Source organism: Paenibacillus sp. FW104-T2 (assembly GCF_058789975.1).
The window spans coordinates 139824-156373 of the sequence record NZ_JBYTCE010000013.1 but is presented as its reverse complement, the minus strand read 5'-3'; the positions used below and the strand labels follow the sequence as shown (position 1 = coordinate 156373).

The following is a 16550-nucleotide window of genomic DNA, read 5'->3' as shown; positions in this document are numbered from 1 at the left end:
CTGAAGAAGGGATCTTTAATTCGGAATCATTTATAATCCAAACTCTGCTGACATCTTATGCTTGCGCTTCTTTGGAAGGTTGAATGACTGCAGCAATCTGTGCCAGAATGGCATCTACCGAAGCCGGATCATGTACATCATACTGATCAATGTTCAGACGCAGTACCGGACAAGCGGTGAACTGATCAATCCATACCGAATAACGTTCATGCATATGTTCCCAATACGAGCGATCGGTCTGAATTTCCATTTCACGTCCGCGTTCCGTAATTCGGTTCAGAATGGACGGCAGACTGCCTTCCAGATAGATTAACACATCGGGATGAGGGAAATACGGTGTCATCACCATCGCTTCAAACAAACTGCTGTACGTTTCGAAATCCGTGGCTGACATCGTGCCCTGATCCGCATGCATTTGCGCAAAGATTCCCGTATCTTCATAGATGGAGCGATCCTGCACGAACCCCCCGCCAAGCTCAAAAATCTTCTTCTGTTCCTTGAAACGCTCCGCCAGGAAGTAGATTTGCAAGTGGAAGCTCCAACGTTCGAAATCATGATAGAACTTCTCCAGATACGGATTATGATCGACCTGCTCCAGTGATGTTTTGAAATTCAAACGCTGTGCAAGTGCTGCTGTTAACGTGGACTTGCCCACGCCAACCGTACCTGCTACCGTAATTAATGCATTCGCCGGAATGCCATAGTTATTCATCTGATATACTCCTTTACCTGGTTAACAATCTGCCTGAAATGTTCAGGATGCTCCACAAAATCCAGCTGCTCCGCATTGACTTTAATAATGGTCGGTGGGTTCGTACTTTCCGCCAGATAAGCCATGCCTGTTTTGTAATCCGCGATCAATTGTTCCATATATGCCGGGTCCATGTCCTGTTCAAAGGAACGTCCACGTTTGTTAATGCGATACATCAATGTGTCCAGCTCGGCTTCAATGTATAACACCAGATTGGGTTTAGGCAGATCATCGGTTAACAAGTGATAGATTTGACGGTACTTGTCCCGTTTGGTCCCTTTCAAGGTACGTTCGGCAAAGATCATATTTTTGTAGATATGATAATCCGATATGACGGGCGTATTTTGTTCAATGTAGTGCAGACCTGTGTCTTCCAATTGCTTGAACCGGTTGCATAGAAAAAACATTTCAAGCTGGAAGCTCCACTCATCAATATTTTGATAGAAGGAAGCCAGAAAGGGATTCTCTTCTACTATTTCCTTCACCAGCGGAAGGTTTAATTCCTTGGAAAGCATCGTTGCCAGGGTGGTTTTCCCTGCTCCAATCGCACCCTCCACCGCAATAAACGGGGCTGAATTCATCGTGTTTCTGCTCCTCCTCGACCTCATGCGTGTTTCCGTTTCTGTACAGACCTCACCTATTGTATCACAGCCCGTAGAGTCGAAGGCCAGTATTTTATGTAAAGTCAGTCTCTGTTAAATACCCCTCCCGCAAATGGCCTGATTACACCATACGATGAAGAGGACTGCTTGCATAATAAACCATTTTTTTGCTCCATCCTTCTCCAACTTTGATGAAAAAAGCGAAAAAAATCTGAAAATTTTAGTGCTAAAGCATCATTTTATTTTCATTACTAACATTCATATGACTTTATTACGATATATTCCATGAATACGATATGTCTGGAGGTCCTAGAAGAGTCTGGAATGATTCACATATACGAATAGATCAAATTAACCAGAAAAAAGGAGAGAAACAAGTTGTTAGCTAAGATTCGATGGAGTACCATGCCTTTCTTTGCCAAAAACCTCGTTATATCTTTCGGAAGTATTATGTTGATTGGAATCATCCTGATTACAGCTGGATATCAGCTGCAGAAAAACGTACTCAGCCAGCAGCTCTATGATCAGGCCAAAGTGACCACCCAGAAGTGGTCGGACGATCTGGACACAGCCAAAGTGCTTGAAGCCATTAATGAAAAAAGCTATGACGGTCCCGTGCAAAAAGAACTGCGGGACTATCTGGATTCCATCCATGAACTGTACCCCAACATTGCCCAGACCTATATTTTTGGAACCGAACTGGCGGAAGGCAACCAAACGTCCATCATCGCCGTTCCGACCAACCTGGTACAGCCTTTTGAAGAATTGAATCTGGCTGTAGGCTCCATGTACCCACTCCCACAAGAAAACGTGAAAGCACTGGAAGGCATGAAGAAGGATGGGCAACCTGCACTAAGCAGCTTTTATACAGATGAATATGGAACCTGGACAACCATTATGTATCCGATCAAGAATGCAGCGGGTGAAGTGTACGCCGCCATCTACTTTGATGTCGATGCCAACGCCATCCCGAATGGTCTCCATAAGCTGATTACATACAGCAGCATGTTCCTTATAGGTTTCCTGCTTTTGTTCATGATTCTGCAATATATCCTGTTGAAGAAAACGTTAACTCCGATCCGTAACCTGATGAAGGGCATCGATGTTGCCAGCTCGGGGAATCTGGATGTATCCATCCAGACAGGACGAGATGATCTGGGGATTATTAATCAGAAATTCAATACGATGATTGAGCGATTCAACGATACGATGTCCAAAGTCCAATTGACTTCACATCACCTGTCCAACTCTTCCAAGAGATTATTGGAGATCTCCGAAAATAACAATGGCAATATTCAAATGATCAGTACAAATATTCGGGATATTTCCCTCGGCCTTCGCTCGCAGGACCAAGCGTCCGTTGAAAACGCGCGTGCCATGACGGAAATGTCCACCGTTATCCAAACCATCGCGAGCAGTTCTTCAGAGGTTGCCGATGAAGCGCAGAGCATGGAGCAGCGGTCCCATACGGGCCATGAGATTATGCAGCAAGTCATTGAGCAAATGGATCTGATCTCGGGAGCCGTACAACACACATCCGAGTCCATCCGGTCTTTGGAAAACCGTTCCAATGAGATTAGCGGTATTGTCAATCTCATTACGGACATTGCAGGACAAACCAATTTGCTCGCCCTGAATGCTTCCATCGAAGCTGCACGCGTGGGTGAGGAAGGAAAAGGATTTGCCGTCGTGGCAGGAGAAGTACGCAAATTGGCAGAACAATCGCAGCAATCGGCTGATCAGATCCGCTCGTTAATCGACGAGATTCAGCGGGACATCTCGCAGTCTGCCGAAGCTATGCAGCTTGGTTCGCGTGAAGTAGAGAAAGGTTCCCAGGTTACCCGGGAGACAGGTGAATTCTTCGGCGATATCCTGACAGCCACGAACAAAGTCGCGAATCAGATCCAGGATATCTCCAGTTCTACGGAGGAAATCTCCGCCAGTACACAAGAGATGTCTGCAACAGCAGATGAGCTGTCCGCAAGTGTTAGCAAGGCAGCTAACAGCAGCAAGCAGATTGAACAATCGATCGCTGAACAGGAAGCTTCCATGGCGTCCATTGTCAGTGCTTCGGATGAACTCTCTGCCGTGTCCAAGCAGCTGCAGGAGCTGATTTCATTCTTCAAAGTTAAGCAAGCAAACTAATCGAATATACGATGTCATTCACAAAAAAAAAGAGATCTTCCCTTTTTCATGGGAGGTCTCTTTTTCTATCTTATCTTGTGCCCATTTACAGGGACTTGTCACTTGAAGTTTCGGCATCGTCTTTCTTCTTCGTACCTTTGCTTTTATAAGGCTTCGGGGCACTTTTCGCCCGATTGGCACTGGCTTGCCAGCGATTCCAGCCTTTTTTGCCGGTACCACGGCCCGTGCCGCCTTTACCCTTTGCTTTGCTCATGTTATCACTCCAATAATCCTGTATATGCTTAAAAATGACCGTCCTCGGTACCTTTTATCGTAACCCAGCCCATCGTATTCACTTCCAGCATTTCTTATTATAACAAAAATAGACGTCTTTACGTCCATTTCCAAAAATGATTGTATTGTTATTCTGTTATGAAAGCGGTATAGTGTACATAATTGAAAGAAGAAGCCGTGTCTTCTTCGGGATTGTTACTGGTAAGCAGGCGATACCCAAATAAAGGCTGTGTGATAAGCCTTTGTTTGGGTTTTTTGTTATTATAACGGCAATAGAGGTGAACAACGATGATCATTCGACAGATTTTCAACAATAACGTCATCCGGGCAGAGAACCAGGTGGGTCATGAATTTGTTGTCATTGGAAATGGTCTGGGCTTCAAGAAGAAAAATGGGCAGCCTGTTGATGAGGATAAAATCGAGAAAACCTTTGTTCTCAAATCGGATAAGATCCCCCAGAAACTGATCGACCTGATGGGCGAAACCTCCGTGGAGTATCTAACATTGGCTGACAAGATTGTAGGCTATGCCAAGCGGGAAATGGGCGATATTTTCAGTGACAATATCTATATTTCTCTCATTGACCATATCCAATTTGCCATCTCACGGTACAGGAAGTCCGTCGGGCTGAAGAACTCGCTGTTATGGCAGATCAAAAAGTTTTATAAAAAGGAATTCATGATCGGCATGAATGCGCTGGAGTTGATCGATTCACAATTCGGCATACAGATGGACGAACATGAAGCCAGTTTTATCGCCATGCATTTTGTCAACGCCAGACAGGATGGTCAGGGCATGCAGCAAACGGTTGAAATTACCGAAGTGATCGATGACATATTCAACATCGTGACCAATCAATATGGCATAACCCTGGATGAAAATTCGTTTAATTACTCCAGGTTTATTACCCATTTGCAATATTTCGTCCAGCGCATGGTGAGCAATGAACAGGAACAGACGGCGTCTGGTGATAACTTTCTATATGATCAGGTCAAAGACAAATACGGCAAGGCTTTTCAGTGTACCCAATTGATTAACCATTACCTTGAGGACAAATTCGAAAGTGCGATGTCCATTGATGAAAAGGTGTATTTGACGATCCATATTCACCGCGTTACTTCCCGAAATGAAATGCAGGACACGAAATAAAAAAAGCTTGCAAACGATTTCGCTGTCATTTATAGTAGGTCTCACAACTTAACGACAAGGATTGTTACTGGTCAAGCAGGCGATACCTAAACGATTGGCACCCCATCCATTTTTGGATGGCCACTGCCCTCCGTTTAGGTATTTTTTTGTTTTCTGGGGCAGTTCGACCACAAAGGAGAATGAACATGGATCATAAAAAAATGGGAGATGACATCGTACGCCTCGTCGGCGGTGAAGCCAATATCAACGGACTTGTCCACTGTGCGACCCGGCTGAGGTTTAACCTCAAGGATTCCAAAAAAGCCGAGCGCGAAACGCTTGAAAAACACGATGGCGTAATTACCGTTGTGGAAAGCGGTGGACAATTTCAAGTTGTGATCGGGAGTCATGTTGCTCATGTGTATGCAGAGATTATGAAGAATCGGGATTTTGGAGGAGAATCCTCCTCCACCGCAGAGACAACAGGTGAAAAAACCTCGGTCTTATCCAAAATTTTTGAAATTATCTCGGGAAGCTTCTCTCCGTTAATTCCGGCCATGGCGGGATCAGGCATGTTGAAAGCTCTGCTGACCGTTCTAACCATGCTTGGCTGGATGTCAGACACCAGTGATACCTATCTTATTTTATCCGCAGCCGGCAATGCCGTATTTTACTTCCTGCCTATCTTCCTCGGCATTACGCTGGGCATGAAGCTGAAAGCCAATCCTTATGTTGCCGGGGTCATCGGTGCCGCCCTGTTGGAACCGAACTTCACCGGATTGATGGACAAGGGTTCCGATGTATCGTTCCTGGGCATACCTGTCGTCATGATGAACTACTCAGCCAGTGTATTTCCGATATTCATCTCCATCAGCATCTATGCCCTTCTCGATAGGCTGCTGAAGAAAATTATTCTGAAGGATCTGCAATTGTTCCTGGTTCCAATGATTGCCCTCATGATTATGGTTCCTCTGTCTGCGATGGCCTTCGGTCCATTTGGCACCAACGTAGGAGACTGGATTTCCTCTGGTGTAACGTGGCTCATTGACGTCAGCGGGATATTGTCAGGTATTGTCCTGGGCGGATTCATGACCTTCATGGTCATCTTCGGTCTCCACTGGGGATTCACTCCGATCACGATCCAGAATATCGGGGTTGGCGGAGATCCAATCGAAGCGATGGCTGCTGCAGCCGTATTTGCCCAAATCGGTGTTGCATTCGGTATTTTCCTGAAAGCCAAAAAAGATAAAACACTCCGCACGCTTGCAGGCTCAACGAGCCTTACGGGATTGCTCGCAGGTGTGACGGAACCTATCGTATACGGGTTGGTCCTGCGTTATAAACGCGTCATCCCAATCGTTGTCATCGCAGGTGCAATCGGTGGTGCCATTAATGGTCATTTTGGCGTTAAAATGACGGCATATGTGTTCCATAATATTTTCGCTATACCGGTATACACACCAACCGTAGTTTATGTTATTGCAATTGTGTGTTCCTTCGCCATTGCAGCGGTATTAACCGTCATGTTCGGATACGAGACCAAAGCCAAGGCCGCCGTTTCAGAAGTCAAGGATGCGAATGATACGAACACAGGTGCAATGTCCGAAAGTAAAACGATAGAAGTTCCTGCTGCTCCAGAGGTAAAAACTGCCGAGGTCAAAAAAGAACAAATTCATAGCCCACTTACGGGCAAAGCTGTTGCTTTGAGTACGATCAACGATCCTGCCTTTTCCACTGGTGCTATGGGCAAGGGACTAGCGATCGTTCCCGAGATTGGCGAAGTTGTTTCTCCCGTGGATGGCGTAGTCACTTCACTCTTCCCAACGGGGCATGCCATCGGGTTAACGACTGGCACCGGCACCGAGATTCTGATACACATCGGGATTAATACCGTTGCGCTAAAAGGCAAACATTTCACTCCTGTCGTGCAGGAAGGTGACATCGTCAGACAGGGCGAGCTGCTCATTCAATTTGACATCGAACAAATTAAGCAGGCCGGGTACGAAACTGTCACTCCCGTCATTGTTACCCTCACACAGCACGAGGTGGATGTATTCGAAACATCCCAGGAACATGTACAGAAAAATGATGTCCTGCTCACTCTTGTTGTCTGATCAGCTTACTTATTCAAAACTCAACTAGGAGGAACGACAATGAAACATACTCAACTCAAACCATTTCCCAAAGACTTCTTCTGGGGAGGTTCAACGTCAGCCTATCAAATCGAAGGTGCCTGGAATGAAGATGGCAAAGGTCCTTCCGTTATTGACATGGGAAACCATGTGGAAGGTGTAACCGACTTCAAGGTGACCAGTAATCACTATCATATGTATAAGGAGGATGTGGCCCTGCTTGCGGAGATGGGCTTCAAAGCCTATCGCTTCTCCATCGCCTGGACGCGGATCTATCCGCAAGGCGCAGGCGAGATTAATCCCAAAGGCCTTGCCTTCTATGACTCATTAATTAATGAACTGATCAAATACGGTATTGAACCAATTGTGACCATGTATCACTTTGATCTTCCTTATGCACTGGAAGAGCAAGGCGGCTGGTCCAATCGGGCAACAATCGATGCCTTTGAGCAGTACGCCAGAACCCTGTACGAGAACTACGGGGACCGGGTCAAATATTGGCTGACCATTAATGAACAAAATATGCTCATCCTGCATCCTGGCTCTTTGGGCACACTGGATACTACGATGACTGACCCGCAAAAAACACTGTATCAGCAAAATCATCACATGCTCGTCGCGCAAGCCAAAGCAATGGTCCTATGTCATGAGATGCTTCCAGGTGCCAAGATCGGTCCGGCTCCCAATATTGGCGTGATCTATCCGGCAAGCTCCAGACCGGAAGATACCCTCGCAGCCGATAACTATGCAGCAATCCGCAACTGGCTCTATCTTGATATGGCCGTATACGGTCGCTACAATCACATTGCCTGGAGTTATCTTGAAGAGAAAGGGTATACTCCGGTCATTGAGGACGACGACATGAATATTTTGGCTCAGGGAAACCCTGATTTTATTGCTTTTAATTACTATACTTCGCAGACGGTCGGCGAAAGTCTGAATGATGGGAATGATTTCTCCCACACAGGAGATCAGCATGAAATTGTGGGTGAACCTGGTGCATACCGAGGATCTGTGAATCCAAATCTGCAGAAGACCGAGTTTGGATGGGAGATTGATCCGGTGGGCTTCCGCTCCACTCTTCGCCAGATTTATTCCCGTTATAACCTGCCATTGATCGTTACAGAGAATGGTCTGGGCGCTTTTGACAAGCTGGAAGAAGGCGACGTGGTCAACGACCCTTACCGCATTGAATTTTTCAATAAACATATTGAACAGATTCAACTGGCCATTACGGATGGTGTGGATGTATTTGGTTTCTGTCCTTGGTCTGCGATCGATCTGGTGAGTACACATCAGGGGTCCAGCAAACGATATGGGTTTATCTATGTGGACCGCGAGGAATTTGATATTAAGGAGTTAAGACGTATCCGTAAACAGAGCTTCTATTGGTATCAAAAGCTAATTAAGACAAACGGTGAAGTCCGTTAATCATACAAATCCAAAAAATAAAACCAGTCGATTACACAAAGTATCGTGTGTAACCGACTGGTTTTTTTAAGCTCTACATCGTATTGTTATGAATTGCGACTACATCTCCGTCTTCGCTTGCCCTGCGGGTCTAACCCCTCTGAGAACCCGGAGTGATAACAGGAAACAGATTGCCAGAACAGCAGCAGCTGAAACATACGGATAGTTGATATTTACATCGAACAAGGCACCAGCCACAATCGGACCTGCGATATTGCCCAAGCTTGTGTAAGCGGAGTTCAGTCCAGCCACGAAACCTTGCTGTTCCTCTGCCAGTTTGGACATCTGCGTGCTGATGGCAGGACGCAAAATATCCATACCCAGGAATACAATAAAGGTGACCACCAGAATCAGCCAGTACGTGTGCACAAACAGGGTCAGCAGTACAAACACTGCCACGAAGAACAGACATACCGAAATCACTTTCTTCTCCCCAAACTTGTTCAGCAGCCACCCGATCAGGGATACCTGCACGACCGCACCCGCGATCGAGCCGAATGTAATGATAAATGCAATATCCTTGGTCGTGAAGCCGAATTTGTGATCCACAAACAGAGAGAATACGGTCTCATAATTAGCCAGGCCAAACGCCATGACAAATACGATAATCAGACTGAAAAAGTAAGGCTCCCGGTAGGAATTCAGCAGCTGGGATACCATTCCTGGCGTTTTGGCTTTTGCTGCACCAGTGGCAGGTTTACTTGCTTCTCCAGTGCTCCTTGTCGATTCCGGCAGGATAATCAGGGTAATAATCGCTGCCAGCAATCCGGCAACCCCTGCCGCATAAAATGGAATCCGAATACCGAAATCCGCGATATATCCACCGATCCCCGGCCCAATGATGAATCCGGTCGTAATGGCTGCATTAATCAATCCCATCCCCTTGCCGCGCTCTTCTTCCGTCGTAATATCTGCGGTGTAGGCCATAATGGAAGGGAAAATCATCGCTGCACCGACCCCGCCGAGCATCCTGGCTGCGAAGAGCAGCACGGGGGCATTGACCGCACCAAACATGAATTCCGATACGGCAAAAATCAGCATACCGCCGACAATAATCTTTTTACGGCCGAATGAATCGGACCACCTGCCCGCTACTGGAGAAAATAGAAACTGGGTAAAGGAAAATGCCGCGACCAGCAAACCAACTGTGAAACCAGTGATATGCAGCAGATCCATGTACGCAGGCATGATCGGTACGACCAAACCAATACCTGTAAATACGAGAAAAATATTAAACATCAACAACAGGAGTGCGCCCCTGTTTCTTGTTAGTAATGCCATGATTGTATCCTCCGTAGATTGTCAAATGTTGCTGTTTATATAGATGAGCAAACGAATGGTTTCATGGGTGTCATGGATGTGCTCAATCCATCTTAATTATTGTTTCTGGAGATCCCATGTAAGAATACATTTGCTGCTTGGCGATATAAAGCCACTGCCTCTTCTGACTTCATCCCGCGGGACAATTGGCTAAGTCCAATAATGGCACTTTCCAGAATCAGCGCCAGATGATCGACATTGTCTTCCTTAAACTCACCGTTCTCAATGCCCTGCTGAACCAGTTGTCTGTTGAACTGGATATGCCGCTCGAACATCAAGGCAATGCGCTCCTCAATATCGTTCTCCTTCTTTTCCCCCGTGAAAAACTCATCGGCTGCCTTCGTCAGCGGGTGGTTCATGTCATCCAGAACAAGCTGCTCCATCAGTCCATGGATCTTCTCCGTGGATGTCTTGTAGAGATGTTCCTTGGAAGCCCAGTTCTCTTCCCATTCCCGATCCCATTCATCAATCAGATAGAGAAAGAGGCCTTCTTTGCTTTTAAAATGGTAATAAATATTTCCTTTGCTGCTGCTAGTCGCAGCTACAATATCTTCAATGGACGTCGCTTTATAGCCTTTTTGTACAAAAAGAGCTCTTGAGGCATCCGCAAGTTTTTTCTTGGTCTGCTCGGTTTGAAGTTGCTTTTTGTTCATCCCATCACACTCTCTCTCACATACTGAACATTCGTTCTGTATTTTAACAGATCGCTGGAAATTTAGCAATGCAAAAGGAGAATGGCCCGGGTGCCGATTCTCCTGTGCTTGAATTATTTAATCTTTTTTCCCTGACCATGCAATATTCTCAACTGACCATTCTCGTAACCGAGTTGATACGTTACCTTATACTTCGTGGTCACATATTCCCCGTCCCTGCGTTCATCTGCCGTAATGGTAGCCGTAACTTCCATCTCATCATTCCCACGATTGGAGGAAGAAATTCCACTAATCGTTACATAGCTTGTATTCAGGTATCCCTCGCGGAACTTGGCATAACTCGTACCGCTCTGCCATTCACTGCCCAGCAGTGCATATGCGGTAACATAATTACTCTCGTTCAGACTTAGATAGAAGCTGGTCACCAATCCCTCTGCTTCGGCAGAGGTTCCGGATGCTGCCTTGTTACCTACACCATTCGTCTGTACCACCGTTGTCGCGTTGGGCTTCTCGGACCAGGCCTGAACCTGCTTCAATACACTGGTGATCGGAATGCTGAAACCAATGCCGCCCTCCTGCTCCACAACAGCCGAATTAATGCCGAGTACTTCACCTGTCTCTGCGTGGATCAACGGTCCCCCGCTGTTGCCATGCGTAATGGGAGCCGAAATCTGATACAGATTACTGTAAATGTAAGGCGGAATCTCGAAGCTTCGGCCCACTCCGCTAATAATACCTGTGGTCACCGTATTTTCGAGCCCTAGCGGACTCCCCAAAGCCAATACCTCGTCCCCGGTCTCGGCTTTGGATTTGGCGATGGTTAGCGGCGTAAGCTTTTGTAGACCCGGTACTCGGACGACAGCGACATCCGTCTCTTCCCCGATTCCAATCACCGTTCCTTGATATTCCTCATGGTTAAGTGTGCGGACGGTTACCTCTTTGGAGCCTTCCACCACATGTGCGTTGGTTATCACATCGCCTTTGTCATTGTAGAGAAAGCCCGAACCCAGCCCGATGCCGCTCTCAATCGTGACTACCTTCTTCTGGCTATCTTCAATGATCTGTTTGCGTGTCTTCTTCACATTGGAATCGGAAGCCGTCTTCGCTGCCTTCGTTTCTGCTTCCTGTGCTGCGACGACAGCCAGTCTGGGGCCACCCTGCAGCTGCTTCTCCGAATGCTGATGTATCCAGAACACGCCTCCTGCTCCCGCACCAATAATGATGGCACAGGATATGATCGTACTCCATGTTCGTTTGGCCATTCCAACCTGTCCTCCTATTCCAGATACCACGTTGCATTCACAACAGAGACTTGTGCTTCCTCGTACACACCATAATAGTAGGTTTCGAAGAAACCTTCTTCGCCCACTTCCAGCCAGCTTGGATACACATCGACATAGGTCTGACCCAGATAGGTGCCATCTATTCCATAGATATCAACCATAATCGTGACGGATGAGATCGGTCTCGTCGCATTGTTAACGATTGAACCGCTGATGTACAGGTCTCCATAGTTATCCAGTGCCGCATCTACGTTTACGACGCTTACGGCAGCCGTACGATTTTTCAAATCCTCTTCCGCAGCCTGCTGCTCAGCCAACTGAATTCGTTCCGCTTCCGCTTTCTCAAAAGCCTTTTTCTCACTCAGCACCCGCTCACGGTACGCCGTAAGTTTGTCATCCTCTGGTGCGTAGGATAGTCCTTGATCCACGGTCTGCAGGGCAGCCGTAAAATCCTTTTTCTTCACTTGCTGTTCAGCCTGCTTATAACTAATCCCCGCCAGCTTGTCGATAATTTGTTTCTCCACGGCCTGGGCTTCATTGCCTTTCAGCTTCGACACCGTATCCAGCTTCTCCGCGAGAGCCTCTACAGTGGTCAAACCATCAATTTCCTTCTTCACCTTCAATACGGAAAGTGTGACCTTTCTATTGTTCAATGCTGCTCGTACCTTGCCAAAAACGGGTTCCTCCCGCTCTTTCAGTTCTTTGGCCACCGCCTGAATGGTTTTATCTCCTGCGGACAGTTTGCCCGTCTTCAAACTCACCGCTGCTTCATCTAACTGATTCATCAGATTGGACGCTTTCGCCGTAATCTGGCGATCCTTAATCAGCGCATTGTAGTTCGGGCGTTTGGCGATGGCTGTGTCCAGCAGCTGCAGAGCTTCTGCATATTCCCCGTTCAGCGCAGCTTTTTCCGCTTGTTGATGCAGCGATTGTACCTCTGCATTCACACTGCTTTCCTGGTTGTAATAATACGTCAGCAGCGCTCCCATCAACGCTGCCAGCAGCAGCGGAATGATCCAGCTGAATGCGCGCCCAGGACCTTTATGGCTCTGCTGGGGTGCAGGCTGCTGCTGTCTCGATAACGAATGATCGGTGTTTCCCGTTCCGGTCTCCAGACCCACTGCGGTTTCGGCCCAAATCTGTTTCTCTGTAGAGCTTGGATCTAATAATTTTGTTCTACACTTTCTGCACGTGCTATCCCCCGGACTGCTTTTGGTCCCACATACGTGACAATACACCCTGATCCCTCCATCAAAAAGAACGTATGTATGTTTGCTGTTTTTACATGAATCGACACTTATCATATAGCAAAAAGGTAAAATACACCATATGTTATTCTGATGTAAATGGTGCCTTTCCTTGGATGCAAAAAAACCTCCCTACTATGAAGTAGGAAGGCGTGATCTATCCAAGTATGTTCTACTCTACTCTTGTGTTGGAAATGCGTTAAGGTCCATATAGGTAACTTCCCAGAGGTGATCATCCGGATCCTGAAAACTCCATCCGTACATGAATCCATGATCCTGGGGATCATTATATGGCTTGCCGCCAGCATCCAGAGCAGCTTGGACGATGGTATCCACCTCTTCGCGGCTATCCACCGATAAGGCTACAATGACTTCTGCCGTACTTGCCGCATTCGAGATGTCTTTCGAAATAAAGGATTGGAACCGTTCCTCCACCAGCAGCATGGCATAAATATTGTCCCCAATGATCATGCAGGTAGCAGATTCATCTGTAAAATTCGCATCAAACTCAAATCCTACTTTGGTAAAAAACTCAACCGATTTCTTCAAATCCTTGACAGGTAAATTGACAAAAATCTGCTTGGCGCGAACAGCCACCATCGACCACCTCAATCCAATAGAGTAGATTCTACCACAAAATAACATCCCCGACAGGGCCTGTCAATGCAAAGGTTTTACGGAGTAGACTCCATCTGCTTCAGGAAAGGCTTAAGCTTATCCACTACATAGTGACTGCCGCCCCGGCCATTCACGCCTTCAATGACCGCCGAGATCAGGAATCTGGGGGATTGCGTGTCGAACACGACAACGAATCCGTTCTCCAATCCGTTTTCGCCCTTTTTCGCCTTCAGCTCGGCTGTTCCAGTCTTGGCTGCCAGCTCCCCCGGAAGCGAGCTCAGCGTGTGAGCCGTTCCTCCCGAACGGGCCACCACCTGGACCAGGGCATCCTTGACCGTGTTCGCAGCCTCAGGAGTAATAATCACCTCGGGTTCGGAGGTCTCTTTTCCCTTGATCAGAACAGGCTTCACCATTTTTCCTTCATTAATAAAAGGAGTGAAGGACGACGCCAGATGAATCGGCGACATCAGCATTTCGCCCTGTCCATAGGACGTGTCGGCAAGCAATACTTCGGAAGCCAGATCCAGATTCGCTTCATTCGCATACTGACTTGGCTTCAAGTACAATTCATCCAGGCCGAAGTTATCTCCAAAACCAAACTTCTGGATACCATCAATAAACCGTTGGCTGCCCATCTCCAGGGCCTCTTGGGCAAAGTAAATATTATCGGAATAGACAAGTGCATCAACCATATTCACCGGAGTTACACTTTTCACCCGCTTGACATAATATCCGCCCCAGCTCTCATCCTTGCGCCACTGCAGACCGGAGATATCATGGGTTTTATCCGCCGTTGTGACCTTCTCCATTAATCCCGCGGCTGCCGTAATCGCTTTGAAGGTTGAACCTGGTGCATACCTATTGGTGAATCGGTTGATAAAAGGAAGCCGTTCATCCGCAGAATACGCATCCCACTCCGCCTGAGTGAGTCCTGTAACCATTTTGTTCGGATTGTAGGCAGGTGCACTGGCCAGAGCGAGCAGGTCTCCATCGACCGGATTCATAAGCACGGCCGCTCCGGCATCTCCGTCACTCGATAACGCCTTATACAGTTCCGACTGCGTTTCCGCGCTGATGGTCAACTGCACTTTTTGTCCGTTTACCGCGTCCTTGCGAATGAGCTCCGAGAGGACTTTGCCGCCTTCGTCCATGATTTCAATTACGCCCCCGCGCTCGCCGCGGAGCTGCTTCTCCATGGACTGCTCCAGTCCGGCTCTTCCGATCCAATCCTCTGCACGATAATATCCTTCCGTATCCTTCTCCAGATCTTCCTGAGTAACCTTGCGCACATAACCAATCAGATGCGCAGCCGATGCACCAAGCGGATAATAGCGGATTTCCTTGGACTGTAGCTTCACCCCACTTAATTGTTCAGGGATATTGTAATCCTCTGTTGAACCGATGGGGACAAAATACTCCGGCTTCACCCACTTTTGCGACAGGGCGTTGTTAATCACATCTTCTGATATCTTATAATATTTCGCAATTCGGGCAATCATTGCATCCGGGTTGTCACCCAGCTTCTCCGGCACGATGCCCCACTCGTTCACCGTTCCCTTGGTAGCAAGAGGTAAACCGTCCCGGTCCACGATATCACCGCGTTCCGGCAGGAGTGTCCTCACCCTGACTTTGCTTCCTTTAATCATGTCACTCAGGATCATGGAAGGCTGCCAGTTAATCCGCCACACCTTTGTGCCGTCCTCGGTTTCCTGCCGGACAAGCTTGAGTGTTTGTGTCTCGTTTACTTCCCCAAGGAAGGTTGTTAGCTGCAAGTGATAATCCACTTCATAGGCATCCGGATTCTGATCCGGTTTGCCCGTGTTCTGCTCCCCTTTGTCCTGTTTCTCTGATGTACTGCCACTTTCCGCCGTGTCCGTTACCTTGGGCTTCACTTCCGCCTTGACGGCTGAGACCTCCATTCCCGAATAGATGGCACTGTACTTCTCTACAAACTGTTCCCGGTTCATGCCGGACTCTTCCAGCGACGCGGGCGTCATTAAAGTATATAGCTGATCAAATTCCTGCTTCTGCAGATGCTGTATGTATTGATCTACGGTTGTCTCCGGTTTTGCTTCCTCTGCCTTGCTGCTTTGCATGTATAAATACGCTCCAATTCCGCCAGCGAACAGAAGGGGGAGCAAACCATATATGATTTTTCGTTTTGATTTTTTCATAGTCAGATCACCTCTACGATATACTATAGATTTCCAGAGCTCCTGAAACAATGGAACAAATCTGACGAATTTATCATTAAAAATAGCCGAATGCTCACATAATATGTTTAAATAAGGAGAGTGAAACTACAGGCAAAGGAGCCCGATGATGGAAATCAGCTATTTTTTACTCCCCAAAGACGAAGTGGCTTATATCAAGTCCTCCGCTTCCATGAAGGAAGCACTCGAACAGCTTGAAGCACAGCATTATACCGCCATTCCCGTGATTGATCAGGACGGAAAATATGTTGCGACTCTGTCCGAAGGCGATTTGTTATGGAAAATGCGGAGCACCCCCGGACTGACTTTTGATAACATGGATCAGGTCCAGGTGCATGAGATTAGCAACAGGGTATATAATGAATGCGTCTTCATCAAGGCAGAAATGGAGGATATGCTGACACTGGCAGCGGACCAGAATTTCGTGCCTGTCGTGGACGTGGACCGCGTCTTTCTTGGCATTATCCGGCGCAAGGATATTATTGAGTATTACACGCGCAACATTTCTGATTAATTCAATAACGAAAGCCACCTGCAGTTTTCCCTGCAGATGGATGAAGAAAAAGGCGAGCACTTCTTGCTCGCTTTTTTGCTGCCCATATTCCCCTTTTTCTTCCATACGCTCTCTTCTGTCAACTCGTTCTCAAGCTATTTTAGTGTATGAAAACAATAAACATATTGCGCATTATTCGACAAATAACTACAATTATTATCA

At 47.2% G+C, this 16550-nt stretch carries 14 protein-coding genes; 5 read left to right on the top strand and 9 right to left on the bottom strand.

Going from position 1 to position 16550, the window contains the following annotated elements; all coding sequences use genetic code 11:
• Positions 1 to 55 precede the first annotated feature (55 nt).
• Complete coding sequence (locus AC3WQ3_RS17795; protein ID WP_110755678.1) at positions 56 to 712, bottom strand: deoxynucleoside kinase; 657 nt, start codon at positions 710 to 712, stop codon at positions 56 to 58.
• Positions 709 to 1332: a deoxynucleoside kinase gene (locus AC3WQ3_RS17790; protein ID WP_127538406.1), complete on the bottom strand. Its 624-nt coding sequence runs from the start codon at positions 1330 to 1332 to the stop codon at positions 709 to 711. Before AC3WQ3_RS17790 ends, AC3WQ3_RS17795 begins: the two co-directional genes overlap by 4 nt.
• 426 nt (positions 1333 to 1758) lie before the next feature.
• On the opposite strand from AC3WQ3_RS17790, the gene AC3WQ3_RS17785 reads away from it, so the two are divergent.
• Positions 1759 to 3498, top strand: a complete 1740-nt coding sequence (locus AC3WQ3_RS17785) for a methyl-accepting chemotaxis protein (protein ID WP_492472996.1) — start codon at positions 1759 to 1761, stop codon at positions 3496 to 3498.
• Positions 3499 to 3583: 85 nt separating this feature from the next.
• Here the strand turns inward: AC3WQ3_RS17785 and AC3WQ3_RS17780 are convergent, their stop codons facing one another.
• Positions 3584 to 3751, bottom strand: coding sequence for a DUF3934 family protein (locus AC3WQ3_RS17780; RefSeq protein ID WP_127538405.1), 168 nt, complete (start codon positions 3749 to 3751; stop codon positions 3584 to 3586).
• 308 nt (positions 3752 to 4059) lie between these two features.
• Here AC3WQ3_RS17780 and licT point away from each other — a divergent pair, with 308 nt between their 5' ends.
• The 3 genes from licT (at position 4060) to AC3WQ3_RS17765 (ending at position 8462) form a co-directional block, all read left to right on the top strand.
• Positions 4060 to 4920, top strand: a complete 861-nt coding sequence (licT, locus tag AC3WQ3_RS17775) for a BglG family transcription antiterminator LicT (protein ID WP_095288603.1) — start codon at positions 4060 to 4062, stop codon at positions 4918 to 4920.
• Positions 4921 to 5105: 185 nt separating this feature from the next.
• On the top strand, positions 5106 to 7013 hold the full coding sequence (locus AC3WQ3_RS17770; RefSeq protein ID WP_492472971.1) for a beta-glucoside-specific PTS transporter subunit IIABC: 1908 nt from the start codon (positions 5106 to 5108) through the stop codon (positions 7011 to 7013).
• Positions 7014 to 7052: 39 nt separating this feature from the next.
• On the top strand, positions 7053 to 8462 hold the full coding sequence (locus AC3WQ3_RS17765; RefSeq protein ID WP_492472969.1) for a glycoside hydrolase family 1 protein: 1410 nt from the start codon (positions 7053 to 7055) through the stop codon (positions 8460 to 8462).
• A 99-nt stretch (positions 8463 to 8561) separates the two neighbouring features.
• Here AC3WQ3_RS17765 and AC3WQ3_RS17760 read toward each other — a convergent pair whose 3' ends face one another.
• From AC3WQ3_RS17760 to pbp4, 6 genes are all read right to left on the bottom strand, one after another.
• A complete protein-coding gene (locus tag AC3WQ3_RS17760; RefSeq protein ID WP_154892943.1) occupies positions 8562 to 9782 on the bottom strand; it encodes an MFS transporter in 1221 nt (406 codons plus the stop codon).
• 92 nt (positions 9783 to 9874) lie between these two features.
• Positions 9875 to 10474: a TetR/AcrR family transcriptional regulator gene (locus AC3WQ3_RS17755; protein WP_492472968.1), complete on the bottom strand. Its 600-nt coding sequence runs from the start codon at positions 10472 to 10474 to the stop codon at positions 9875 to 9877.
• Between the two features lie 113 nt (positions 10475 to 10587).
• The gene (locus tag AC3WQ3_RS17750) at positions 10588 to 11736 is read right to left on the bottom strand and encodes a S1C family serine protease (RefSeq protein ID WP_492472967.1); all 1149 of its coding nucleotides are present in this window, start codon (positions 11734 to 11736) and stop codon (positions 10588 to 10590) included.
• Positions 11737 to 11750: 14 nt separating this feature from the next.
• Positions 11751 to 12995: an FxLYD domain-containing protein gene (locus AC3WQ3_RS17745; RefSeq protein WP_492472965.1), complete on the bottom strand. Its 1245-nt coding sequence runs from the start codon at positions 12993 to 12995 to the stop codon at positions 11751 to 11753.
• A gap of 186 nt (positions 12996 to 13181) precedes the next feature.
• The gene (locus AC3WQ3_RS17740; protein ID WP_492472995.1) at positions 13182 to 13601 is read right to left on the bottom strand and encodes a VOC family protein; all 420 of its coding nucleotides are present in this window, start codon (positions 13599 to 13601) and stop codon (positions 13182 to 13184) included.
• A 77-nt stretch (positions 13602 to 13678) separates the two neighbouring features.
• The gene (pbp4, locus tag AC3WQ3_RS17735) at positions 13679 to 15796 is read right to left on the bottom strand and encodes a penicillin-binding protein PBP4(5) (protein ID WP_492472964.1); all 2118 of its coding nucleotides are present in this window, start codon (positions 15794 to 15796) and stop codon (positions 13679 to 13681) included.
• 148 nt (positions 15797 to 15944) lie between these two features.
• Between pbp4 and AC3WQ3_RS17730 the strand changes: the two genes are divergently transcribed.
• Complete coding sequence (locus tag AC3WQ3_RS17730; protein WP_095288594.1) at positions 15945 to 16349, top strand: CBS domain-containing protein; 405 nt, start codon at positions 15945 to 15947, stop codon at positions 16347 to 16349.
• Positions 16350 to 16550: the final 201 nt, after the last annotated feature.

Excerpts from the sequence above, each read along its gene's own strand:
- AC3WQ3_RS17795 (WP_110755678.1), bottom strand. The coding sequence starts at position 712 with ATGAATAACTATGGCATTCCGGCGAATGCATTAATTACGGTAGCAGGT.
- pbp4 (WP_492472964.1), bottom strand. The coding sequence starts at position 15,796 with ATGAAAAAATCAAAACGAAAAATCATATATGGTTTGCTCCCCCTTCTG.
- AC3WQ3_RS17730 (WP_095288594.1), top strand. The coding sequence starts at position 15,945 with ATGGAAATCAGCTATTTTTTACTCCCCAAAGACGAAGTGGCTTATATC.
- AC3WQ3_RS17780 (WP_127538405.1), bottom strand. The coding sequence starts at position 3,751 with ATGAGCAAAGCAAAGGGTAAAGGCGGCACGGGCCGTGGTACCGGCAAA.
- AC3WQ3_RS17790 (WP_127538406.1), bottom strand. The coding sequence starts at position 1,332 with ATGAATTCAGCCCCGTTTATTGCGGTGGAGGGTGCGATTGGAGCAGGG.
- AC3WQ3_RS17760 (WP_154892943.1), bottom strand. The coding sequence starts at position 9,782 with ATGGCATTACTAACAAGAAACAGGGGCGCACTCCTGTTGTTGATGTTT.
- AC3WQ3_RS17750 (WP_492472967.1), bottom strand. The coding sequence starts at position 11,736 with ATGGCCAAACGAACATGGAGTACGATCATATCCTGTGCCATCATTATT.
- AC3WQ3_RS17785 (WP_492472996.1), top strand. The coding sequence starts at position 1,759 with ATGCCTTTCTTTGCCAAAAACCTCGTTATATCTTTCGGAAGTATTATG.
- AC3WQ3_RS17770 (WP_492472971.1), top strand. The coding sequence starts at position 5,106 with ATGGATCATAAAAAAATGGGAGATGACATCGTACGCCTCGTCGGCGGT.
- AC3WQ3_RS17765 (WP_492472969.1), top strand. The coding sequence starts at position 7,053 with ATGAAACATACTCAACTCAAACCATTTCCCAAAGACTTCTTCTGGGGA.
- AC3WQ3_RS17755 (WP_492472968.1), bottom strand. The coding sequence starts at position 10,474 with ATGAACAAAAAGCAACTTCAAACCGAGCAGACCAAGAAAAAACTTGCG.
- licT (WP_095288603.1), top strand. The coding sequence starts at position 4,060 with ATGATCATTCGACAGATTTTCAACAATAACGTCATCCGGGCAGAGAAC.